This window comes from Pseudooctadecabacter sp., from assembly GCF_020627745.1.
Taxonomy (GTDB): domain Bacteria; phylum Pseudomonadota; class Alphaproteobacteria; order Rhodobacterales; family Rhodobacteraceae; genus Octadecabacter.
In genome coordinates this window covers 1-23,447 of the sequence record NZ_JAHDGE010000007.1, presented here as the reverse complement: position 1 = coordinate 23,447, position 23,447 = coordinate 1, and the positions used below count along the sequence as shown (strand labels likewise).

General features: G+C 60.1%; 23 protein-coding genes. 15 read left to right on the top strand and 8 right to left on the bottom strand.

What is annotated here, in order from left to right; all coding sequences use genetic code 11:
- Nucleotides 1–4 precede the first annotated feature (4 nt).
- From QZ653_RS05080 to QZ653_RS05070, 3 genes are all read right to left on the bottom strand, one after another.
- Entirely contained in the window at nt 5–1,348 is a 1,344-nt protein-coding gene (locus QZ653_RS05080) for a flagellin (RefSeq protein ID WP_296418206.1), read from the bottom strand.
- A 200-nt stretch (nt 1,349–1,548) separates the two neighbouring features.
- The gene (locus tag QZ653_RS05075; RefSeq protein WP_296418204.1) at nt 1,549–1,884 is read right to left on the bottom strand and encodes a hypothetical protein; all 336 of its coding nucleotides are present in this window, start codon (nt 1,882–1,884) and stop codon (nt 1,549–1,551) included.
- Nucleotides 1,865–2,086: a rod-binding protein gene (locus QZ653_RS05070; RefSeq protein ID WP_366933050.1), complete on the bottom strand. Its 222-nt coding sequence runs from the start codon at nt 2,084–2,086 to the stop codon at nt 1,865–1,867. Before QZ653_RS05070 ends, QZ653_RS05075 begins: the two co-directional genes overlap by 20 nt.
- 171 nt (nt 2,087–2,257) lie before the next feature.
- Between QZ653_RS05070 and QZ653_RS05065 the strand changes: the two genes are divergently transcribed.
- Both QZ653_RS05065 and QZ653_RS05060 read left to right on the top strand, forming a co-directional pair.
- Nucleotides 2,258–3,688, top strand: a complete 1,431-nt coding sequence (locus QZ653_RS05065) for a flagellar hook-length control protein FliK (RefSeq protein ID WP_296418200.1) — start codon at nt 2,258–2,260, stop codon at nt 3,686–3,688.
- 12 nt (nt 3,689–3,700) lie between these two features.
- Nucleotides 3,701–4,357, top strand: a complete 657-nt coding sequence (locus QZ653_RS05060; RefSeq protein ID WP_296418199.1) for a flagellar hook capping FlgD N-terminal domain-containing protein — start codon at nt 3,701–3,703, stop codon at nt 4,355–4,357.
- On the opposite strand, the gene ubiB is transcribed toward QZ653_RS05060, so the two are convergent.
- On the bottom strand, nt 4,358–5,890 hold the full coding sequence (gene ubiB, locus QZ653_RS05055; protein WP_296418198.1) for a 2-polyprenylphenol 6-hydroxylase: 1,533 nt from the start codon (nt 5,888–5,890) through the stop codon (nt 4,358–4,360). It abuts the gene before it with no gap.
- A gap of 1 nt (nt 5,891) precedes the next feature.
- Complete coding sequence (ubiE, locus tag QZ653_RS05050; protein ID WP_296418196.1) at nt 5,892–6,638, bottom strand: bifunctional demethylmenaquinone methyltransferase/2-methoxy-6-polyprenyl-1,4-benzoquinol methylase UbiE; 747 nt, start codon at nt 6,636–6,638, stop codon at nt 5,892–5,894.
- An 85-nt stretch (nt 6,639–6,723) separates the two neighbouring features.
- Here ubiE and mutM point away from each other — a divergent pair, with 85 nt between their 5' ends.
- The 10 genes from mutM to QZ653_RS05000 all read left to right on the top strand — a co-directional run bounded on the left by mutM (nt 6,724) and on the right by QZ653_RS05000 (nt 17,809).
- Nucleotides 6,724–7,575 (top strand): bifunctional DNA-formamidopyrimidine glycosylase/DNA-(apurinic or apyrimidinic site) lyase, encoded by an 852-nt coding sequence (mutM, locus tag QZ653_RS05045; RefSeq protein ID WP_296418194.1) that lies wholly within the window; start codon nt 6,724–6,726, stop codon nt 7,573–7,575.
- 62 nt (nt 7,576–7,637) lie between these two features.
- Nucleotides 7,638–8,414 (top strand): enoyl-CoA hydratase, encoded by a 777-nt coding sequence (locus tag QZ653_RS05040; RefSeq protein ID WP_296418193.1) that lies wholly within the window; start codon nt 7,638–7,640, stop codon nt 8,412–8,414.
- Between the two features lie 148 nt (nt 8,415–8,562).
- The gene (rpsT, locus tag QZ653_RS05035; RefSeq protein ID WP_296418191.1) at nt 8,563–8,826 is read left to right on the top strand and encodes a 30S ribosomal protein S20; all 264 of its coding nucleotides are present in this window, start codon (nt 8,563–8,565) and stop codon (nt 8,824–8,826) included.
- A gap of 565 nt (nt 8,827–9,391) precedes the next feature.
- Complete coding sequence (gene dnaA / locus QZ653_RS05030; RefSeq protein ID WP_296418189.1) at nt 9,392–10,738, top strand: chromosomal replication initiator protein DnaA; 1,347 nt, start codon at nt 9,392–9,394, stop codon at nt 10,736–10,738.
- A gap of 117 nt (nt 10,739–10,855) precedes the next feature.
- Nucleotides 10,856–11,974 carry a DNA polymerase III subunit beta gene (gene dnaN / locus QZ653_RS05025; protein ID WP_296418187.1) on the top strand — a complete coding sequence of 373 codons (1,119 nt, stop codon included), beginning with the start codon at nt 10,856–10,858 and terminating at the stop codon, nt 11,972–11,974.
- 100 nt (nt 11,975–12,074) lie between these two features.
- Nucleotides 12,075–13,181: a DNA replication/repair protein RecF gene (gene recF, locus QZ653_RS05020; RefSeq protein ID WP_296418185.1), complete on the top strand. Its 1,107-nt coding sequence runs from the start codon at nt 12,075–12,077 to the stop codon at nt 13,179–13,181.
- Nucleotides 13,178–13,801: a LysE family translocator gene (locus QZ653_RS05015; RefSeq protein ID WP_296418183.1), complete on the top strand. Its 624-nt coding sequence runs from the start codon at nt 13,178–13,180 to the stop codon at nt 13,799–13,801. Before recF ends, QZ653_RS05015 begins: the two co-directional genes overlap by 4 nt.
- An 81-nt stretch (nt 13,802–13,882) precedes the next feature.
- On the top strand, nt 13,883–16,300 hold the full coding sequence (gene gyrB, locus QZ653_RS05010) for a DNA topoisomerase (ATP-hydrolyzing) subunit B (RefSeq protein WP_296418181.1): 2,418 nt from the start codon (nt 13,883–13,885) through the stop codon (nt 16,298–16,300).
- Nucleotides 16,301–16,434: 134 nt separating this feature from the next.
- Nucleotides 16,435–16,704, top strand: coding sequence for a hypothetical protein (locus QZ653_RS05005; RefSeq protein ID WP_296418179.1), 270 nt, complete (start codon nt 16,435–16,437; stop codon nt 16,702–16,704).
- 13 nt (nt 16,705–16,717) lie between these two features.
- Nucleotides 16,718–17,809, top strand: a complete 1,092-nt coding sequence (locus tag QZ653_RS05000; RefSeq protein WP_296418177.1) for an alkene reductase — start codon at nt 16,718–16,720, stop codon at nt 17,807–17,809.
- A 34-nt stretch (nt 17,810–17,843) separates the two neighbouring features.
- On the opposite strand, the gene QZ653_RS04995 is transcribed toward QZ653_RS05000, so the two are convergent.
- Together QZ653_RS04995 and QZ653_RS04990 are read right to left on the bottom strand one after the other, a co-directional pair.
- Nucleotides 17,844–19,085, bottom strand: a complete 1,242-nt coding sequence (locus QZ653_RS04995; protein ID WP_296418175.1) for an aminotransferase class V-fold PLP-dependent enzyme — start codon at nt 19,083–19,085, stop codon at nt 17,844–17,846.
- Between the two features lie 51 nt (nt 19,086–19,136).
- On the bottom strand, nt 19,137–20,045 hold the full coding sequence (locus QZ653_RS04990; RefSeq protein ID WP_296418172.1) for a rhodanese-related sulfurtransferase: 909 nt from the start codon (nt 20,043–20,045) through the stop codon (nt 19,137–19,139).
- 78 nt (nt 20,046–20,123) lie between these two features.
- Between QZ653_RS04990 and pncA the strand changes: the two genes are divergently transcribed.
- Together pncA and QZ653_RS04980 are read left to right on the top strand one after the other, a co-directional pair.
- The gene (gene pncA, locus QZ653_RS04985) at nt 20,124–20,714 is read left to right on the top strand and encodes a bifunctional nicotinamidase/pyrazinamidase (RefSeq protein WP_296418170.1); all 591 of its coding nucleotides are present in this window, start codon (nt 20,124–20,126) and stop codon (nt 20,712–20,714) included.
- 56 nt (nt 20,715–20,770) lie between these two features.
- On the top strand, nt 20,771–21,070 hold the full coding sequence (locus QZ653_RS04980) for a PilZ domain-containing protein (RefSeq protein ID WP_296418168.1): 300 nt from the start codon (nt 20,771–20,773) through the stop codon (nt 21,068–21,070).
- Nucleotides 21,071–21,073: 3 nt separating this feature from the next.
- Here the strand turns inward: QZ653_RS04980 and QZ653_RS04975 are convergent, their stop codons facing one another.
- Nucleotides 21,074–22,123 carry a proline racemase family protein gene (locus tag QZ653_RS04975; protein ID WP_296418166.1) on the bottom strand — a complete coding sequence of 350 codons (1,050 nt, stop codon included), beginning with the start codon at nt 22,121–22,123 and terminating at the stop codon, nt 21,074–21,076.
- A 59-nt stretch (nt 22,124–22,182) separates the two neighbouring features.
- Between QZ653_RS04975 and pncB the strand changes: the two genes are divergently transcribed.
- Nucleotides 22,183–23,447, top strand: a 1,265-nt coding sequence (gene pncB / locus QZ653_RS04970; RefSeq protein ID WP_296418164.1) for a nicotinate phosphoribosyltransferase, incomplete at its 3' end; no start/stop codon positions are given.

The window sequence follows — 23,447 nt, the reverse complement described above, 5'->3', positions numbered from 1 at the left end:
ACGTTTAGCGGAACAGTGACAGGATCGACTGAGGCGCCTGATTTGCGATGGACAAAGACTGAACACCCAGCTGCTGTTGGACCTGAAGGGCCTGCAATCGGGCGGATGCCTCCTCCATATTTGCATCGACCAAAGCCCCGATGCCCGATTTCAGGCTGTCGGACAGTTTGCTGATGAAATCGGACTGCGTCTCGATCCGGCCTTCTGCGGAACCGAAGGCGGCTGCGGCATCAATAGACTGGCTGATCAGCCCGTCGATGGCCACAAGGGCTGACGTCGCACCTGAATCCGATGTCACGTCAATGTTCTGCAGGGCGCCCAAACCGCCGCTGCTGACATCAGTGCCGGGAGTACCGCCCGTCTGAACGCGCGCAAACACGCCAATGGCACCGTTTGTCGTCGTCCCGGACCCATTGGTAATCGTGAGCTGGTTGGTGTTGGCCCCGGTCCCCTGCGCGACGGAATAGGCATTTGCCGTATCAGTCCCTGCGCCGAAGAAAGCGTTGATCTGGCTTGTCAGAGCGCGGGCCACATCCTCGGTACCGTCACCTGCCGTTGCAACATATTCGAATGTTCGCTGGCCTTGGGCCGTGCCGCCATCGGCGGTGTTGATCGCAACGTTATCAAGAACGATCTGATAGGAATTTCCCTCAGCCACACCACCAATCGTGAAGGTTTCAGTGGTGTTGTTTGCGATCGTATCCGTATCGTTTGTGCCAGGTGTATAGGCCGTATCGTCTGCGATCGTGTTGGCGGTGGACCCCTGAAGAAGCGCGGATGCTGCGGCGACATTGGCAAGGTCGGTTCCGCCGAAGGCCTGAGCGCTGACCGGCGTCGTAACCGACAAATTCTGACGCGCCACATCAATCGTCGAGGAAGATACGGTGCCGTCGGAATTGCGGTCGAGGGACGACAAGACGCCCAGCGCATCGCTGGAGGACCCGTCAATCAGGTTCAGGCCGTTGAACTGTGCGGCACCAACGACCGAGGTGATCTGGTCGGTCAACGCCTCGATGTCGGTCTGGATTTTCGAACGGTCCACGTTCTCTTCCTGAGCGGCGACAATCTTGCTTTTCATGTCAGTCAGCAGATCGGTGATCGACTCGGACGCCTGTCGCGCCACCGCGACCGTGGATTCGCCAAGGCTCAAACTGTCGGAAATACTCTTGAAACCTTTGACATCCGATTCCATGACTTTGGAAATCGCCCACACAGACGCATTGTCCTTTGCGGACGCCACATCCTTACCGGTCGAAATCATCGACTGGGTTTTGGACAGATCGTTGTTGATGGATTTGAGGGTTTGCAACGCAACCATTGCGCCGTTGTTTGTCAGAATGCTGGACATGTTGTGTCATCCATTTTTGAAGCGCGTTTTGCGCTGATTTCGGAAAACCCGAGGTTTTCTCGGGCAGACGTCGTTCTGACGGATGCAACGGCTGGCTTTGGCCCTGCGCCACTTCTTCAAGTGCACCTGCAACATCGGACCAATCCATTAATCAGGTCTTAATGAGCCGCGGCCGAAAACATACGATTTGCCATCAATTTTCAGAACCGCCGCGATGTTCCTTCGCGAACGGCCCCGATATGGGTCGCCGTCCCGTGACGGTCATAGGTCGAAAGCGACGCCCGCGCGGCCCTTTGTTGTCTGAGCGTTTCCAACACCTGGGCGACCCCGGTTTTCGCCGCTGCCATCAGCCGCCCGTTTTCCTGCAACTGGGCAGCCAATGGCAGCAGGTCTGACGGCCCACCATTTTCAAGCGACTTTGTCAGAGCCTCCTTCTCTTCGGTCAGATCGGCAACGCCCGCAAGATTACCGGACAGAAGCAGGGATTTCTCGGTTTCCAGAAGCCGCTTGAGGCGGTCAATTGATGTCTTCGACATGCTGACCCTCCGTCATCGCTTCAAACAGGGTCTGTGCCAGCCCGATGCCCCCGGCCTCGGTCATCCGTTTGGCCTGTTCCTCGCGCATGAACGACGCGAATTGATCTTCGCCTGCGCCCCCGCCAAAGCCCTCCGGTTGTTCGCCAAACCGTACGGATTTCAACATATCCGCCAGAAACGCCGCCTCGAGTGACTTTGCCACATCCATCAGCGCGGATCGTGTCTGCGTCGGGTTAGGAGGCTGTGATGCCGAGACGTCCATATCGAATGCTCCAATTTGATCTATTTGGGGATGTCTTAATCAGCATCGGTAAAGAATCAGTAAGGAAAGGTCGGATAGTGAAAGGCGACTGACCCTGGATCGGAGAAACCGATGATTCTGTCTGATACCGCCCCCAACGCCCATCCGCTCGCGGCACTTGCGGGCAGCGATGGCGCGCGACCTGCCCATGCCGGTACGTCCGGTGACTTCATGACCGCATGGTCGTCGCTACGGGATATCGGAAACGGTGCCCCTCAGTTGGATGATGAGGCTGAAGGCAGTGACGATTACGGCGCCGAAGACGGGCCTCACGCTGACGCGGAGGAGGACGAGGCTGTGGAAATGGCCCCGCCCGGCCTGACCTCTGCCCCGTCCAAGGCCCTGAATGATGTCGCGCTCCTAAAACGTCAGGGGAGGGCTGAAAATTCACCCTCGGGCCAGAAACCAATTGTATCGACTGATGCCTTGGCCGCGTTTCCGACCACAAAATCTGCAACACTCTCAACGGCGGCCGACACGACAATCGAACGTCCCAAAGGCGAAAACGGCGCGCTTTTGGCCCTTCCGGCATCCCAAAGCATTGGCAAACAGCGGACACATGTGCCTGGCGGGCCGGAGCCGATCAGGGGGAGGACGGCCACAGACATCGCGCCTTTATCTGTTCGGATGTCCACAGCCGAGACCGCGCTGGCGACCCCGGAAGGCGGCGTGGCACACTCATCCCACGCATCACGTCTATTCGATGGGTCGCAACATCCTGCTCGGGCCCAAGGACAGCCCCAGACGTTGCCTATGATCCATCAAATTGCGTCACATACCAACGTGATGCCGCGGGATCGGGGGGGCGCACATCTGCAGCAAGACATGGCCCGTAAAGTCGACCGGACGGGTCTAACGCCTTCACAAAAGACAGAGAGCTTCGACAGAATTCCCGCAACGGGGCAACATGGGTCAAACGCAGTGACAGCCGCCTATTTCCAAACCCCGGCGGCGGCTTTCCCGATATCATCTGCGATGCCTCTCCCCCATAACCTGCATCCATTCGTCGACCCGCAATTCGCGCTGTCCGATCCGGACCGACCGGAGGAGGATTTGGTCACCCTGAGGACAACAACAGCCGTAACCCAGACCGCTGCGGTGCAGGTGCCCAACCCGATCAGGGCTGCACCGGCTGTCATCGCGCAACAGATCGCATTGGCGGCGGCTCAGTCATCTTCGGCCACCACGCAAATCCACCTCAATCCTGACGAACTGGGAACGGTCCGCATCTCTCTGACGACAGGGGACGCGGGCCTTGTGGTAAGCATTCTCGCGGAACGGCCGGACACCGCCGACCTCATGAGGCGCAACATTGACAGTCTGATGGCCGAATTTGCATCCATGGGATACGACAACCCGTCCTTCACCTTTGACGGTGACCAAAAATCGCAAGACGGCGACGTGGATCAGGATATGCCCGACGGACAGCCCCCCGTAGCCGGTCCGCAAATGACCCCGCAGCATACAACAACCGCCCTCGGCGCGCTTGATCTGAAACTCTGAAAAGGACCTTCGATGGAACTGTTACAAACCGCGGCCACCTCCCGTCCGTCTTTTGCCCCACAGGCAGAAACATCCGAAACCGTCATCAGTTCTGATTTTGAGACATTCTTGAAAATGCTGACGGTCCAGATGGAAAATCAGGACCCCCTCGACCCGACCGATTCAGCCGAATACGCCATGCAGCTTGCGACATTTTCGGGTGTCGAACAGCAGGTTCTGACCAATGATCTGCTCAATGCGCTGATGCTTCAGATGAACACGACCGGCATGGCGCAGATGGCGGACTGGGTCGGTAAAGAGGCGCGCGCGCCAGTGCCGGCCTATTTTGATGGCAGCCCCGTCACCATCGCACCCAATCCGGCGGCTGTGGCCGACAAGGTTGAACTGCTGGTCCTGGATGAGGACGGAACCGAACTGGAACGCACTGAAATTGCGGTCTCTGCCGACCCGATTGAATGGGCCGGAACTTCACCAGATGGAACACCTTATCCCGATGGTGTTTATGAATTCCGCGTCATCAGCTCCGCAAACGGAGAGGTTCTTATAAACGAGACCGCAGATGTCTATGCGCGCGTGCAGGAAGTCCGCAGTGAAAACGGACAGGCTATTTTGCTGTTAGACGGGGACGTGGCCGTACTGGCCTCTGACGTGTCTGCTTTGCGCGAATGATCAGGTCAGGGCATCCACAAGCACAGCAATGGCGACGGCCAGCCCCGCCCCCAGAACCATCCACCCCAAAGGTGGCCCATACTTGCGGCGCGGTGGCGGGGCCGGATCCTCGCCCAGACGGATAAGAGCGGTTTCAGCCAGCGCCGGCAAACGTGGCCCGAACCGTGCGAGTACCCGCGCTGTCTTGACCAGATCATCCACCGCCGCGCGCGGCCCGATGCTGTCCTTGATATAGGTTTCGACCACCGGTTTCGCCGCGTCCCAGATGTTCATGCGGTGATCAAAGGTGCGGGCGACACCTTCAACCACAACCATCGTCCGTTGCAGCAGAATCAATTCCGTCCGCGTTTGCATGCCGAACCGTTCCGTCACTTCAAAGAGGTAGGACAGCAAGCGCGCCATTGAAATCTTTTCCGCGTTCATGCCGAAAATCGGCTCGCCCACAGCGCGCAGCGCGCGGGCAAATTCATCGACATCCCGGTCGGCAGGCACATAACCCGCCTCAAAATGAACCTCGGCCACACGTTTGTAATCGCGACGGATGAACCCGAACAAAATCTCTGCGTAGACCCTCCGGGTGTATTCATCCAGATGCCCCATGATCCCGAAATCATAGGCCACGATATCGCCATTGGCGGCGATTTTCAGGTTCCCGTGGTGCATGTCCCCATGAAAATACCCGTCCCGCAACGCATGGTTCAAAAACAGCTGCAACACCCGCCGCGACAGTTCTGTCCGGTCATGGCCCGCCGCTTCAATCGCCTCGACATCGGCGGCATTGATGCCCTCGACCCAATCCAGCGTCATGACGCGCCGCCCGGACAGCGACCAGTTCACCATGGGCAAGGAAAATCCGGCATCATCCTTGGTGTTGTCCGCAAATTCGGAGGCTGATGCACTTTCCAGCCGCAAATCCAGCTCGCTCAGCACCACGCCTTCGAAATGTTCAATCACATCGACAGGCCGCAATCGGCGTGAAGACGGCGACACCATATCCACGACGGATGCGGCCAGATAAAAGGCGTCAATGTCCTTTTGAAACGCCTTTTCGATCCCCGGACGCAGCACTTTGACGGCCACGAAAGACCCATCCTCCACCAGCCGCGCCTTGTGGACCTGCGCGATGGACGCAGCGGCGACCGGTTCGGAAAACTCCGCAAAAATCTGGTCGACGGGTTGCCCCAACTCCCGTTCGACCTCTGCCTTCGCGACATCAACAGGAAAGGGCGGCAGCTTGTCCTGCAAAACCCGCAACTGCAGCGCCAGATCATTGCCGACAACGTCGGGCCGCGTCGACAGGATTTGCCCGAACTTGATGTAGGCGGGACCCAGCGCCTGCAAAGCCCGCGTCACAGGCGGCTGGTTCGGATCACCTTTCAGACCCAGCCACTGGAACGGCCAGACCAGTCCTCGCATCACCATCCGCACCGTCGCCGGTGCCTCGACCGCATCCATAATCACCTTCATCGCGCCCGTGCGTTCCAACGTGGCGCCGGTGCGGATCAGCCGGATAATGTTGTGCGGTCCCCGCATGTCAGAGTTTCCACCCCGAATGCAGGCAGGCGATTCCAAGGCTCAGGTTGCGGTACTTGGCATTGTCGAATCCGGCCTGCCGAACCATGCCAAGGAATGTCTCCTGATCGGGGAACTTGCGGATCGATTCCACCAGATACTGATAGCTGTCGCGATCCCCTGTGATGACCTGTCCCATCACCGGAATGGCGTTGAACGAATAGAAGTCATACATCTTTTGCAGCACGTCGTTGGGGATCTGGCTGAATTCCAGCACCATCAAACGCCCGCCGGGTTTGAGAACACGAAAAGCCTCGTTCAGGGCCTCTTGCGGGCGGGTCACGTTTCGTATGCCAAAGCTGATGGTGTAAACGTCGAAGGTGTTGTCCTCAAACGGCAGGGCCATTGCGTCACCCACAACCCAGTCCAAAGATGCCTCCAGCCGTTCGGCCTCGGCCCGTTTACGCCCTTCAATCAACATCGGTTCCGTCAGGTCCAGCACCGTTGCGTGGCCAGACCCGGCCCGTTTCAAAAACCGGAAGGAAATGTCGCCCGTGCCACCGGCCACGTCCAGCAACCGCTGGCCCGGACGCGGGGCCAGCCAATCCATCATCGCGTCTTTCCACAGCCGGTGAATACCCAGCGACATGGCGTCGTTCATCACGTCGTATTTGCTGGCCACACTGGAAAACACGCCCTGCACCAGACCCGCCTTATCGCCTTCGGGCACGGTTTCGAAACCAAAATGGGTGGTCTTGTCATCGGTCATCTTACGGGCACCTTGCGCAGTTCACATCGCAGATATAGCGTGCCGCCTTCAGATACAAACGGCCAAATCAGCGCGGGGATGCGGGATGCCTGAATTACCAGAGGTCGAAACCGTGCGCCGCGGGCTGGCCCCCTCGATGGAGGGGCAGGTGATCACACAGGCCGATGTCAACCGCCCCGACCTGCGCTGGCCCTTCCCCGACAACATGGCGGACCGTCTGACAGGGGCCAAGGTTACGGCGCTGCGGCGGCGGTCCAAATACGTGCTGGCCGACCTCGACACAGGCGAAACGCTGATCATCCACCTTGGCATGTCGGGCCGGATGACCGTGTCCGGCGACCCGCTGGGTCAGTTCCACCATGATCATCCCGCGCCCGAAAAGCACGATCATGTTGTCTTTCACATGGGTAACGGCGCGCGGATCACCTTCAACGACCCGCGCCGGTTTGGCGCTATGGATCTTGCCGCGACCCACGCGCTCGACAACCACTGGCTGATCAACACCATCGGGCCCGAACCCTTGGGCAACACATTTAACGAAGACTACCTGACCGCCAGACTGGCCGGCAAAAACACCCCCATCAAAACGGCCCTTCTGGATCAGCGCATTGTTGCGGGCTTGGGCAATATCTATGTGTGTGAGGTCCTGCACCGCGCCCGCATCAACCCCAAACGCAAGGCGGGCGGGCTGTCCAAACCCCGCGTCGCCCGCATCGTCCCGATCGTGCGTGACGTCCTGTCCGAAGCGATTGCCGCAGGCGGGTCGTCCTTGCGCGACTACCGTCAGGCTGACGGCGAACTGGGCTATTTCCAGCACGGGTTTCAGGCCTATGACCGCGAGGGCCAGCCCTGCCAGACCCCGGATTGCACCGGCACCATCGCCCGCATCGTCCAGTCCGGTCGGTCCACATTCTATTGCCCCAAATGCCAAAGATAACTTGATCGCCGCGCCCTTTGGGGTATTCGTAGCGGCTCATGTCCTCAACGGGAGCCTCCCAAATGGCCTATGAAACCATCACCGTCGATATCTCTGACGATGTCGCCCTGATCACCCTGAACCGCCCCGACGCCCTGAACGCGCTGAACTCCAAACTGATGAAGGAGCTGTCGAAAGCCGTGGCTGAGGCGGACGCCTCGGACAAGGTGCGCTGCATCGTTCTGACCGGGTCGGAAAAGGCCTTTGCCGCAGGCGCGGACATCAAGGAAATGGCGGACAAATCCTTCGTGGACATGTACCGCCAGAATTTCTTTGGCGAGGAATCCGACCGCTTTTTGCGCGTGCGCAAGCCCATCATCGCCGCCGTCGCGGGCTACGCGCTGGGCGGGGGATGTGAACTGGCCATGATGTGCGACTTCATCATCGCCGCAGACACGGCCAAATTCGGCCAGCCTGAAATCAACCTTGGCGTGATTGCAGGCATCGGTGGCACCCAGCGCCTCACCCGATATGTTGGCAAATCCAAATCCATGGACATGCATTTGACGGGGCGCTTCATGGACGCCGAAGAGGCCGAAGCCTCGGGCCTTGTCAGCCGTGTTGTCCCGGCCAAGAAGCTCAAGGACGAAGCCATGGGTGCGGCACAGCGCATTGCTGAAAAGTCCCTGCTGGCCTCCATGGCCGTCAAGGATGCGGTCAACCGGTCCTATGAAACCACGCTGGCCGAAGGCATCAACTATGAGCGCCGCTTGTTCCAGTCTCTCTTTGCGACCGAGGATCAGGCCGAAGGCATGGCATCCTACGTGGAAAAACGCGAACCGCAGTTCCGCGACAAGTAGGGGTTTGCCAAACCCCGCCGCGTCGCCTATACGCGGCGCTGAAATGCGCGTGATGCCCGCTAAAGGCTCGAATCAATCCCGGTTGCGGTCTTCCGGTGGGTTGCGTGCGTTACTGAAATTTTGACGTACAAACCGAAAAGAGACTGACATGGCCAATTCACCACAAGCCAAAAAACGCGCACGCCAGAACGAGCGTCGTTTCGAAATCAACAAAGCCCGTCGTTCGCGCATCCGCACGTACCTGCGCAAAGCAGAAGAGGCGATTGCATCCGGCGACAAAGACGCAGCCGCGGCTGCTGTCCGTGCTGTCCAGCCAGAACTGATGCGCGGCGTGTCCAAGGGCGTCTTTCACAAGAACACAGCTGCCCGCAAAATGTCCCGCCTCGTGGCGCGGGTCAAAGCAATCGGCTGAATTTTAGGCGGCGGATGAAGCCGCCCGATTCTTTGGTTAACAACGCAAAAGGCGGTCCCGATGGGCCGCCTTTTGCCGTCCGGAGTCTCATTTTTGCCATCGTCCAAATCGACTTTTCCTTGAGATTCAAAGGCCCGCCAGATTCGTTTCAGACCTTTCCCTGTCAAGGCCAACCTTGCTGTTGAAATCGCATCGGACGGAAGGCTAATTTCAGCAAGCGATTCATTTTCGTTCCTGGGGGAGCGTGGGACTGCAAGACAGGATGTCGGGACAGTTTGCATCTGCAAACAGGCATTCTGAGCCTTAGAAACAAGGCCAATCTTGCTACACCATGAATCGGCGAAGTGTGGGAGCTTTGCCGGTTTAATGTGACCATGTTGTCTGCGATGCCATGCGAGGCGAGGGGGGTATGACCCCGATCCGGTATGGTTTTACGCAACGGTCTGAACGACCCGCCGCCGCACATCACCGTGCGGCGACCGGTGTCTTTCGTCCTCACGGAACCGAACGAATTGCGCGAGCGTGGCGGCAGCCGCAGGGACAGTTTGGGACAGACGGGGAAGACATGACACAGGTGCACTGGGAACAGGTTAAGGCGGACATGCGGTCAGCCATTGGTGCAGGCAACTACAAAAGCTGGATCGAGCCTTTGTCGCTGATGACAGCGGATCACGGCGTCGCCCATCTGGGTGCGCCCAGCCCGTTTCACGGCGATTACGTCAGCAAAACCTATGGCGACCAGATCGTGTATCATCTGAACCGTCAGGGCCTGTCCGTGCAGCGGCTGGCCTTTGATACGGTCGCGGCCTCTGTCGCAAATACCGCATCCGCCCCGGCCCGTACCGTCCCCGCGGCACCCAAATCTGTCGCCAACACCGACGCGCAGCCCGATCAGAGGTTCACCTTTGACAGTTTCGTCGTCGGCAAGCCCAACGAACTGGCCCATGCCGCCGCCAAGCGCGTGGCCGAAGGTGGGCCCACCACGTTCAACCCGTTGTTCCTGTATGGCGGTGTCGGGCTGGGCAAAACCCACCTGATGCATGCCATCGCCCATGAGCTGGCTGAAAAACGCCCCGATCTGAACGTTCTCTATATTTCCGCCGACCAGTTCATCTACCGCTTCATCTCCGCGCTGCGGGACCGCAAGATGATGGATTTCAAACAGCACTTCCGGTCCGTTGACGTGCTGATGGTGGACGACATCCAGTTCCTCGAAGGCAAGGATTCCACGCAGGAGGAATTTTTCCACACCTTCAACGCACTGGTCGACCAGAACAAACAGCTCATCATCTCAGCCGATCGCGCGCCAGGTGAAATCCGTGACCTGTCGGAACGGATCAAATCGCGTCTGCAATGCGGTCTTGTGGTTGACCTGCACCCGACGGATTTCGAACTGCGTCTTGGCATCCTGCACGCCAAACAGGAAACCTATCACGCCATTTATCCTGGAGTGGACATCGCCCCCGGTGTGCTTGAATTCCTCGCGCACCGCATTTCCAGCAATGTCCGCGTCCTCGAAGGCGCGTTGAACCGCCTTTACGCACTGGCATCCCTCGTGGGTCGGACAGTCACCGTTGAAATGGCACAGGATTGCCTGTCCGACATCCTGCGGGCGTCGGACCGCAAGCTGACGATCGAGGAAATCCAGCGCAAGGTGTCCGAACATTACGACATCCGCCTCAGCGACATGCTGGGCCCGAAACGCACCCGCACATTGGCCCGTCCACGTCAGATGGCCATGTGGCTGTGCAAACAACTGACCACGCGCAGCCTTCCCGAAATCGGGCGCAAGTTCGGCAAACGGGATCACACCACCATCATGCACGGGGTGCGCAAGATCGACGAGTTGCGCCAGTCCGACAGCCAGATCGCGGACGATCTGGAACTGTTGCGTCGCGCGCTGGAAGATTAAGACCCCCAAGCCCTTGTGCAAACGCCCTGATCCGTCCACAAAACCCTTGTGGACGGGGCAGAAACCGCTAATTTCAGCGTCCCGACACAACGGGGCATGATTGACGGAGACAGGGCCATGAAACTCAGCATCGAACGCGCAACACTGCTCAAGGCCGTGGCGCAAGCCCAGTCGGTCGTCGAACGCCGCAACACCATCCCGATCCTGGCCAACGTGCTGATCGAAGCCGAAGGCAGCGATGCCACCTTCCGCGCCACCGATCTGGACATCGAAGTGGTCGACAAAGCCCCCGCGCAGGTCGAACGCGCCGGCGCCACGACGGTGTCCGCTGTCACCCTCAATGAAATCGTGCGCAAACTGCCTGACGGCGCTCTGGTGACGCTGACCGAAGACAGCGCCTCGGGCCGTCTCACGATTGAGGCGGGCCGGTCCAACTTCTCGCTGGCGACCCTGCCGAAAGAAGACTTCCCCGTCATGGCATCCTCGGATTATGCCGCGAATTTCTCGGCCCCTGCACCGGTCCTGCGTCGCTTGTTCGACAAGTCCAAATTTGCAATCTCGACCGAGGAAACCCGCTATTACCTGAATGGCGTCTACATGCATGTGTCCGAGGCCGACGGCGGCAAGGTCCTGCGGTGTGTGGCCACCGACGGTCACCGTCTGGCCCGTATTGACGCCGAACTGCCCGCCGGTGCCGAAGACATGGCGGGCGTCATCGTGCCGCGCAAAACCGTGGGCGAGTTGCGCAAGCTGCTGGACGATGACGATATGAAAATCGCGGTGTCCGTGTCCGAAACAAAGATCCGTTTCGCGACCCCCGACATCACCCTGACGTCCAAAGTCATCGACGGCACCTTCCCCGACTATACCCGTGTCATCCCGCAGGGAAACACCCGCAAGCTTGAGGTCGATGCCTCCGAATTTGCCAAAGCCGTGGACCGTGTGGCCACTGTGTCATCCGAGAGGTCCCGTGCGGTGAAATTGCAGCTGGACGAGGACCGTCTGATCCTGTCTGTCAACGCCCCCGACAGCGGCGCTGCAGAAGAAGAACTGGCCGTGGCCTACGGCGACGAGAGGCTGGAAATCGGCTTCAACGCCAAATACCTCCTCGAGATCGCGTCCCAGGTGGATCGCGAAAATGCGGTCTTCATGTTCAACTCCTCCGGCGATCCGACGCTTATGCGCGAAGGCAACGACACCTCCGCCGTCTATGTCGTCATGCCCATGCGCGTGTGATTGACCGTCTCGCATGTCGGCGGTGTGAACAAAATTCGCGAATTTTGTTCTGCCTCCGGCGGGAGTTTTTCGGGCCAGATGAACAGGGGACCCGCGCGCCATGACGGGTTTGTATCTGTCCCGCCTGACATTGTCGCATTACCGGTCTCACAAACGTGCGGCCCTTGATCTGGACGCACGGCCGGTCGCCATTCATGGCCCCAATGGCGCGGGAAAGACCAACATTCTTGAAGCGGTGTCTATTCTGTCGCCCGGGCGCGGTCTGCGCCGCGCCTCGTCCGAGGACATGACCCGCCGGCCCGAGGCGCTGGGCTGGAAGGTCACTGCCGACCTCACCTCCCTCTCGCAGGGTCACGAGATCGAGACGTGGTCAGATGCGGGCGCGTCACGTCAGACAAAAATCGACGGAAAGTCGGCGCCCCAGACCGCCCTTGGAAAGATTTCGCGCGTGCTGTGGCTGATCCCTGCCATGGACCGCCTCTGGATCGAGGGCGCGGATGGACGTCGCCGGTTCCTGGACCGCGCCACGCTCAGCTTCGATCCCGGCCATGCCGAGGCTGTTCTGGCCTATGACAAAGCCATGCGTGAACGCAATCGCCTGCTCAAGGATATGGTGCGCGATCCCCATTGGTACACCGCACTGGAACGTCAGATGGCCGAGGCAGGGGCCAGAATTCACGCCAGCCGCAGTCATACCCTGACCCGTCTGGAACAGGCACAGGACGCTGCAGAAACCGCCTTTCCGACCGCGACTTTGACCCATCTGGTGGCCGACGGGTGTGATGACCCGTCAGACGCGGATGCCTTGCGTGCTGCCTTTGCCGCCAGCCGTCCGGCCGATATGCGCGCCGGGCGCACGCTTGTGGGCCCCCACCGGTCCGATCTGGGCGCGGTCTTTGCCGCAAAGTCTGTCGCGGCCAAGGATTGCTCCACGGGGGAACAGAAGGCGCTTTTGATTTCCCTCATTCTTGCCAATGCCCGTGCGCTGCGTGATGATTTCGGCGCCGCCCCCATCTTGTTGCTGGACGAGGTTGCAGCCCACCTTGATGCCGGCCGTCGCGCCGCCCTTTATGATGAGATCACAGCATTGCAGTCGCAGGCGTTCATGACCGGGACCGGACCCGAGCTTTTTGCAGAACTTGGCCCGCGCGCCCAATCCGTCGAAGTGACGGACACAGACGGCATTTCACAGACGGTGCAATCATGACCATCACGCTTACAGAACTCGCCCTGTACGCAGGAGCCCTTGCCATTCTGTTTCTGACACCCGGTCCGGTTTGGGTCGGCCTGATTGCCCGCGCACTGTCGGGCGGGTTCGCCGCCGCATGGCCGCTGACCATGGGGGTGGTGATCGGCGACGTGCTGTGGTCGCTGTTTGCGGTCCTTGGCATGGCGTGGGTCGTTGACCAGTATCCGGGCACGTTACAGGCGCTGAAATGGGTGGCTTGTGCCACATTCATCCTGATGGGCTACCTGATCCTCAAATCCGCCGACAAGGACCTTTCCCGCGCCGACAGCCGCCTCACCCGTCCCGGTGTCTGGGCCGGTTTTGTGGCGGGCCTTGCCGTGATCCTCGGCAATCCGAAGGCTATTTTGTTCTACATGGGCATGTTGCCCGGCTTCTTCGATTTGGGCGCGTTCACCACCGCCGATATCATCGCCGTGGCCTCCATGTCGGCCCTTGTTCCGCTTGTGGGCAACCTTGCGATGGCCGCCATGATCGACCGGGTCCGCCGCCTTTTGACCTCTCCCAAATCCGTGCGGCGGATGAACATTACGGCAGGTGTTCTGATGATCTGCGTGGGCCTTGTGATCCCCCTTACGTAACCCCACAAAATGTGCCCCGTTCGCGTGACAATCCTTTGTAAAATCGCTATAAAATAGCGAACAAAACACAAAGGGTCCGACATGGCCGACGAGCAGCAGCAACCAGAAGAATACGGCGCCGATTCCATCAAGGTTCTCAAGGGCCTAGAGGCTGTGCGCAAGCGTCCGGGCATGTATATCGGCGACACCGATGATGGCTCCGGTTTGCACCATATGGTCTACGAAGTTGTCGACAACGGCATTGATGAGGCATTGGCCGGTCACGCCGATGCGGTGAACGTCAAAATTCACGCCGACGGATCCGTTTCGGTCAGCGACAACGGGCGCGGTATTCCTGTGGGCATCCACGAGGAAGAGGGCGTCTCAGCCGCCGAAGTGATCATGACCCAGCTGCACGCAGGCGGTAAATTCGACAGCAATTCCTACAAGGTCTCCGGCGGTCTGCACGGGGTGGGTGTATCGGTGGTGAACGCGCTGTCAGATTGGCTTGAATTGCGGATCTGGCGCGATGGCAAGGAACACATCGCACGGTTTGAACGGGGCGATACCGTCAAGCACCTTGAGGTCGTGGGCGACGCGGGCGACCGCACCGGAACCGAAGTGCGTTTCATGGCGTCACTCGAGACGTTCTCCAACCGTGACTATTCCTTCGAAACCCTCGAAAAGCGTCTGCGCGAACTGGCGTTTTTGAATTCCGGCGCGCGCATTATTGTCGAGGACGAACGCCCTGCCGAACCCCTGCGGTCCGAATTGTACTACGAAGGTGGCGTTAAGGAATTCGTCAAATACCTTGATCGCAGCAAAACCGCGATGATCCCCGAACCGATCTACGTGGTCGGTGAAAAGGACGACATCGGCGTCGAAGTCGCCATGTGGTGGAACGACAGCTACAACGAAATGGTGCTGCCCTTTACCAACAACATCCCCCAGCGCGACGGCGGCACGCACATGGCCGGTTTCCGCGCGGCCCTGACCCGCACCATCAACAACTACGCGCAGTCCAGCGGCATCGCGAAAAAGGAAAAGGTCAGCTTCACCGGCGATGACGCGCGTGAGGGTCTCACCTGCGTGCTGTCGGTCAAAGTGCCCGATCCGAAATTCTCCTCCCAGACCAAGGACAAACTGGTCAGTTCCGAGGTCCGCCCGGCGGTGGAATCCCTGATGAACGAAAAGCTGGCCGAGTGGTTTGAGGAAAACCCCGCCATCGCCCGTGAAGTCGTGGGCAAAATCATCGAAGCCGCCCACGCCCGTGAGGCCGCCCGCAAGGCGCGCGAACTTACCCGCCGCAAGACGGCGATGGATGTGAATTTCCTCGCAGGGAAATTGAAAGACTGCTCGGAAAAAGACCCGTCCAAGACCGAAGTTTTCCTTGTCGAGGGTGACAGCGCCGGTGGCTCTGCCCAGACGGGCCGTGACCGGTCCACGCAGGCGATCCTGCCGCTGAAAGGTAAAATCCTGAATGTCGAACGCGCGCGGTTTGACCGGATGTTGGGCAGCCAAGAGATTGGCAACCTTGTCATGGCGCTGGGCACGGGCATTGGCCGCGACGAATTCAATATCGACAAACTTCGTTACCACAAGATCGTCATCATGACCGACGCTGACGTGGACGGCGCGCACATCCGCACCTTGCTGCTGACATTCTTTTTCCGGCAGATGCCGGAGCTGATCGAACGCGGGCACCTCTACATCGCGCAACCGCCGCTTTATAAGGTCAGCCGTGGCAAATCCGAGGTCTATCTGAAAGATCAGGCCGCCATGGACAATTACCTGACCGAACAGGGCGTTGAAGGCGCGATGCTGCGGCAGGGCAACGGCGAAGAAATCACCGGTGCCGATCTGCGCCGTGTTGTGGATGAGGCAGGGCGCCTGAAACGTGTTCTTGACGCTTTCCCGACCCATTACCCCCGCCACATTCTTGAACAGGCGGCCATCGCAGGCGCGTTTGTATCCGGTGCCGTGGACAACGATCTGCAGGGCGTGGCGGATCGTGTTGCCGCCCGTCTGGACCTTATCGCTCTGGAATGGGAACGCGGCTGGCAGGGCCGGATCACACAAGACAAAGGCATCCGCCTGACGCGTATTCTGCGCGGGGTCGAAGAAGTCCGCACGCTGGACGGCCCGATGATGCGGTCGGGGGAAGCGCGCAAATCCGGCTCCTTCACCCGGCATCTGCAGGACGTCTATTCGCAACCTGCCACGCTGATCCGCAAGGACCGTGTGCAAAACATCTACGGCCCCCTCGATCTGCTCAAAGCGATCCTTGAGGAAGGCGAACGCGGCCTGTCCCTCCAACGCTACAAAGGTCTGGGTGAGATGAATCCGGACCAGTTGTGGGAAACAACGCTTGATCCCGACGCGCGGACCCTGCTGCAGGTCAAGGTCGAAGATGTGGCAGAGGCTGACGATCTGTTCACCAAGCTGATGGGCGACGTGGTCGAACCGCGCCGTGAATTTATCCAGCAGAACGCACTGTCTGTCGAAAACCTCGATTTTTGATAGGCCAAAACTTGCGTTAAGGACCTGGCCCCTGGTCGGAAGGTCCGGTTCAATCGAAGAAAGGGTGGGGGGAACCGGCGTTTCCTCTGAACCTTTTGGCCTGCCACGGGTTGGCTCTCCAAAGGAGACGTCCCATGGTAGATAAAACAACAGACAGCACCCAGCCCGACAGCACAGCCGAGGCTCAGGGCCTCAGCATCGTAACACCCGGTGAAAGCCGCGACATCCGCACCGAAGAGGTGGACCGCGACGATCCACCGGTGGCCGATCTGGCCCGCGAACTCCCGCCCGAGATGAAAGACGCCATCCGGCTTGAGGGCGATTGGTCCGGCGACGGAGACGTCAATCACGCCGACGACGCGCAGGACGCCACCGCGCCCTATCACGACGTCGACGCAAAATAAGGGGGCCGCAACGATGACATCCCCCCTCCTCAAACCGCTTGCGATGGGTCCGATCGAACTGCCCAATCGCGTTCTGATGGCGCCTTTGACGCGCAACCGTGCCCATGACGACGGTGTCCCGTGGGAAAAATCTGCAGATTACTACGCCCAGCGTGCCACCGCAGGCATGATCTGGACGGAAGCCACCCAGATTGATCCGATGGGCAAGGGCTATATCCAGACGCCCGGCATCCATACCGACGAACAGGTCGCAGGCTGGCGCAAGATCAACGACGCGGTCCATGCCGCTGGCGGACGCATGTGCATCCAGCTGTGGCATGTGGGCCGGATCAGTCACACCTCTGTTCTGCCTGAGGGCCGCAATCCGGTGTCGTCGACGGATGTCGCCGCAGACGCCCAGACCTTCACATCCGACGGCTTTACCGACACCTCGAAACCCGATGCCCTGACCATCGACGGCATTCACGAGGTGATAGGCCAGTTCGAACGCGCCGCCCGCCTTGCCAAACAGGCCGGCTTCGATGCGGTCGAGGTTCACGCAGCCAATGGATACCTGCTGGACCAGTTCCTGCAGGACGGTGTCAACCAACGCGACGATGCCTATGGCGGATCACTGGAAAACCGCCTGCGCATCCTGCGTGAGGCGATCGGTGCCGTGGCCTCCCATTGGGAACGCGGCCGCATCGGCGTCCGGCTGTCTCCCTTGGGACAGGCCCACGATATGTCTGACAGCGATCCCGAAGGGCATTTTGCGCAAATCTACAGCGCCTTGAGCGATGAACAGATTGCCTTCCTGCATGTGGTCGAAAATTTCCCCGGTAACGAAAGCGATGGCAAGCTGGCGCAGACCCTGCGCAAGAACTTCTCTTCGGGGCTCTACATCGCCAATGGGGGGTACGATCAAGACCGCGCGGAAGACGCTATCGAAAACGGTCACGCAGACGCCGTGACCTTCGGACGGCCCTTCATCTCCAACCCCGATTTGCCCGAACGTATCCGTCAGGGTGCGGATTGGGCAGAGGCGGATCAGGACACGTTCTACGGTGGGGATGAGGCGGGTTACACCGATTACCCAAAACTGGACGACGCCGCAGCGGCGGCCTGACAGAACGCGGGTCGCCCCGAAACGGGCGGCCCGCTTACAAGATATCGGCCAAAACGGACAGGAAGCGGGTGACCTCCGCCTTGCTGTTGTAGTGGCACATTGACACCCGCACCGCTGCATCCTGCCCTAGGGGCGTCAGGATGTTTCCGCTGTAGTGGTCTGCCTTGCGCACATGGGTCCGCACGCCTTCGGCATTCAGGGCCGCAACGATGTCTGCCGCCTTGTGGCCATCAGCATAGAAACACACAAGCCCCTCGCGCGCCGGGTTCTGGGTGCCACCGATCACCGTCACCCCGTCATAGTCTGCCAATCCCTTTAGGTTTCCAACCCCGTGCAGCATAGCGGCACACAAATCGTGTTCATGGGCCTTGATCGCGGCACCCGCGTCCTCGATACGGCCACGCCGCGTCTCCGCTTCTCCGACCTGCCCGCCAAGCCAGTCAAAGTAATCGACGACGTCATGGAACGTTGCATAGGCACCGGTGTCCCGCGTGCCGAATTCCCACGCGTTTTGCGGCCCGCCGGTCAACTGCTCCGGTCCAAGCTCCGTCAGCCGGTCGGACACCCATGCCACCCCATACCCGTGTCGGGAAAAGACCTTGTAGGGCGATACGACATAGCCATCCACATCCGCCGCCGTCAGGTCGACCAACCCGTGGGACGCATGCTGGATGCCATCCACGATAATAAAACACTCCGGTGCCACGGCCCGGATCGCCGCCGAAATGGCCGGCAGATCCATGCCCATCCCTGTCACGGGTGAGGTGTGCAGGATCGTCGCCACTTTCGTGTCCGGCGTGACCGCCGCTGCGTAGGCATCCGCCGTCACCAGACCCAATGCGTCGTCATGGGCCACCAGCCGGTAATCGCGGCTGAATTTGTCCGCCCAATGGGCCATGGCGGACCGCGATGCCGGGTGTTCTACCGTGGACCCCAACAGCACCCCGCCCGATGTCCCGGCAACTGCTGTACGGATCAGGCGGAACAACAGTTCCGTCCCGCTTTCACCGACGAACACCTGACCGCCGGGCGCATTGAACCATTCCATCGCTGCCAGCTTTGCCTCGGCGATAATGCCCATCAACGCATGGGCCGCCGGATTATCGCGCCCTTGATTGTCGGGAATGGCGGCAAACCGCGCCGATGTCTCTACGGCGGCCTTAAGCGTCAGCGCCCCGCCTGCGTTCTCGAAAAACACCCGCGGGCCCTGAAACGGACACGCGTCCACATGGGCGAATTTCGACCGGATGGTGGCGAGCAGTTCGGGCGTGATCATGGGCGTGTCTCCTTTGGGCAGACCTCACCCTAAATCACGCACGATGGCCAGTCAGACTTTGGGGCCCACGTGATTTTCGCCCCGCGCCTTTGACAGCGCGATCTGTTTCTGGCGTTCGCGGAAGCGGGCCTTGTCGGCGTCCGACGTCTCATCGGCGCACTGATGGCACGATACGCCTTCTTCGTACTCGGGCCGCGCGCGGTCTTCGGGCAGCAATGGCCTGCGGCAGGCGTAGCACAGCACATGCGGGCCTTCCTCCAACCCGTGCCCCACACTGACCCGCGCGTCAAAGACAAAACATTCGCCGTCCCACGTGCTGTCGTCCTTGGGGACCTCTTCAAGGTACTTCAGAATACCACCCTTCAGGTGATAAACCTCCTCCACACCCTGACCGATCAGGAAGTTTGTCGACTTTTCGCAGCGGATACCGCCCGTGCAGAACATCGCGATCCGTTTGTTGTGAAACCGGTCCTTGTTGGCCTCCCACCACGCGGGAAATTCACCGAAGCTTTTGGTCTGCGGATCAATGGCCCCGTCAAAGGTGCCAATCGCCACCTCGTAATCGTTGCGCGTGTCGATAACAGCCACATCGGGGGCGGCGATCAATGCGTTCCAGTCCTCGGGTGCCACGTAGCGGCCCACGGCGGCTGTCGGGTCTACATCCGGCTGACCCATGGTCACGATCTCGCGTTTCAGGCGAACTTTCATGCGGTTGAAGGGCGGCACGCTCGCCGTGCTTTCCTTCCACTCCAGATCGGCGCAACCGGGCAGGGTGCGGATGTGGGCCAGCGCCGCATCAATCCCTGCGCGCGATCCCGCGATCGTGCCATTGATCCCCTCACGCGCCAACAACAGCGTGCCCATGACTTCGTTGCCACAACAAACCGCTGCCAACGGCCCCTTCAGGGCCGCCGGATCGTCAAACCGCGTGAAATGATAAAGTGCTGCAACCGTATACATGGCGTCCCCTTTACGCCGTTGCGCCCGACCGCTCAACCCGTAGGATAGCGGCACCCAATCTTGACCGGAGGCCCCCCAATGCACGCCCTTATCGTCATCGACGTCCAAAATGATTTTTGCCCCGGCGGGGCGCTCGCCGTGGCAGAGGGCGACCGGATCGTGCCCCCGATCAATGCTCTCATGGACGATTTTGACGCCATCATCCTGACGCAGGATTGGCACCCGGCGGGCCACAGCTCCTTTGCGACCAGTCATAACGCCGACCCCATGACCCTGATCCAGATGCCCTATGGTCCGCAGGTTCTCTGGCCGGATCATTGCGTGCAAGGCAGCACCGGCGCGCAGTTCCACGCGGACCTCAACACCACCCGCGCTGATCTGATCATCCGCAAGGGGCACAACCCCGCTATCGACAGCTATTCGGCGTTTTTTGAAAACGACCACCAGACCCCCACGGGCCTCGAAGGATATCTACGCACCCGTGGCATCACCGATCTGACGTTTGTAGGCCTCGCGACAGATTTCTGCGTTAACTACTCCGCCGTGGACGCCGCCAGACTGGGCTTTGCCGCAACCGTCCGTCTGGACCTGTGCCGCGCGATTGATTTTGACGGCTCTCTTGAGGCTGCAAAAACGGGCATGGCAAAGGCCGGCGTGACCCTCGTCTGATTACCGGATTTTAAGAAGTCGTCCCTACACCGGTGATAAACCGAAAGGAGATTTCGATGATTCCGCGTGAACCCAGATTGCCCGCCCATTCACCCATCATCCTTGCCGCCCGCGGGTTCGGCCGCCATTTCATTCTTGAAAACGTCAGCAAATCGGGCGCCGGTGTCGTGGGCGAAAAACCCCTGCGGGTGGGTGAAAAAGTGACGCTCAACTTCAAAAGCAAAAGCGTGGACGCCGTGGTGCGATGGGCCACGGAATCCAAGGCCGGCGTGGCGTTCAAGGAACGTCTGGATGACGGGTTGCTTAAGTCCCTTGTCGGCACCCCGCTGGATCAGCACACCGCGCGGATGAACTAGGGTTCACCCCCAAATATCCCCAATCGTGAACCCCGTCGGAAACGGGTCCGTCGGGTCCAGCATCCATTGCGACACACCGGCAATCCAGCCGCGCCCGGACAAGCTGGGCACGATCGCGTCAAAGTCGCCCACCTTTGTGACCCTCTCAATCCGGCCCGTGAACCGGGTCCCGATGGGCGACGCATTCACATAATCCTCTCCCACCGCCAATTCCCCACGCGCGTGCAAAACCGCCATCTTCGCGCATGTGCCTGTCCCGCAGGGGGACCGGTCCAACGCGCCGGTCAACGCCTCGGGTCGCGCCGGATCGAAGGGCCCGGATGACACCGAAATCGCACCACGCCCGTGGGTGCCCGCGTCAATCGGCGGGGCCACAATCTGTCCGATGGTCGGCCCCCGCAGATCATGGTTTTCAGGATGGCTCACCGGATATTGCTCCACCGCCGCGTGACGCATGGCCTCGATCGCCCGCACGCAGGCCCCGCCATTTTCTGCCGTCGGGTCAATGCCGAACGCGCTGGCTTCGGCGATGACAAACCACATCCCGCCCCATGCGATACTGACATCCACCGTGCCAAATCCCGGCACCTCCAGCGGCACATCCAGATGGGCCACGAAGGCCGGAACGTTGTCAAATTCGACCCGCCTCACCTTGCCATCCCGACAGGTTGCACGCACCTCGATGACGCCCGCCGGTGCCTCCAGCCGCAAGGCCGTCACCGGTTCGACCATCGGCACCATCCCGGTCTCCAGCAAAACGGTCGTCACACAAATGGCGTTCGATCCTGACATCGGCGCATATTCCGTTTGTTCCATCACGATGAAACCGGCGTCCGCCGTCGGATCACACGGCGGCACAATCACGTTGCAGCACAGCGCCGGATTGCCCCGCGGCTCACGCAGCATCAACAGCCGGATATCGTCGTGATGCGCCTCCATATATCGCATCTTCTCGAAGACAGACGCGCCCTTTAACACCGGCATCCCGCCTGTGATCACCCGCCCGCCTTCGCCTTCCGCATGGGCCTCCACGGCGGTCAACATCCGCGTCATCTTCATTGCAACAGCCCCTCCGGTTTGCTCTAACGTGCTCAGCCTTAGGGAGGACTAAAATGGTCGACATCGCAACCCGCGTCTGGAACCACCGCTGGAAGATCGACCCGATCGTTCGTTCCCTCATCGACACCGATTTCTATAAATTGCTGATGTGCCAGTCGGTGTTTCGCAACAAACCGGACACCCAGGTGACCTTCAGCCTGATCAACCGGACAAAATCCATCCGTCTGGCCGACCTTGTGGACGAAGGGGAATTGCGCGAACAGCTTGACCACGTCCGCTCTCTCTCGCTCACCCGTGGCGAAAGCACCTGGATGCGCGGCAACACCTTCTACGGCAAACGCCAGATGTTCAGCCCCGAATTCATGGACTGGTTCGAAAACCTGCGTCTGCCCCCCTACCATCTGGAAAAACGCGACGGACAGTACGAACTCACCTTCGAAGGCAGCTGGCCGGAGGTGATGCTCTGGGAAATCCCCGCGCTCGCCATCCTGATGGAGCTGCGCGGCCGCGCCGTTCTGGGCGAAATGGGCAAGTTCGAACTGCAGGTCCTCTACGCCCGCGCCATGACCAAGCTTTGGGAAAAGATTGAACGTCTTCAACCTCTTGAGGGTCTTCGCGTCGCGGATTTCGGCACCCGCCGCCGCCACAGTTTCCTCTGGCAGGATTGGTGCGTTCAGGCCATGCAGGAAGGTTTGGGTGACAATTTCCCCGGCACCTCCAACTGTCTGATCGCCAAAAACCGCGATCTTGAGGCGATCGGCACCAACGCCCACGAACTGCCCATGGTCTATTCCGCTTTGGCCGAAAACGACGCCGCCCTCGCGCAGGCCCCCTATGACGTGCTCAGCGATTGGCACGACGAACACGACGGCAACCTGCGCATCATCCTGCCCGACACCTACGGCACGCAAGGCTTCCTCGACAACGCGCCCGACTGGCTTGCCGGCTGGACCGGTATCCGCGTGGACAGCGGCGACCCCGCCACCGCTGCCGAACGCGCCATCCGCTGGTGGCAAAGCCGCGGCGAAGACCCGCGCGAAAAACTGGTCATCTTCTCCGACGGCCTCGACGTCGACAAGATCGTGGGCCTCCACCAACAATTCCAAGGCCGCACCCGCGTCTCCTTTGGGTGGGGCACCATGCTGACCAACGACTTCAAAGGCCTCACCGACGGCGACACCCTCGCCCCGTTTTCACTGGTCTGCAAAGCCGTACAGGCCAACGGTAAACCGACAGTCAAGCTCAGCGACAATCCCAACAAAGCGATGGGCCCCCAGGCGGAAGTCGAACGGTACAAGCGCGTGTTCGGGGTCGGCGA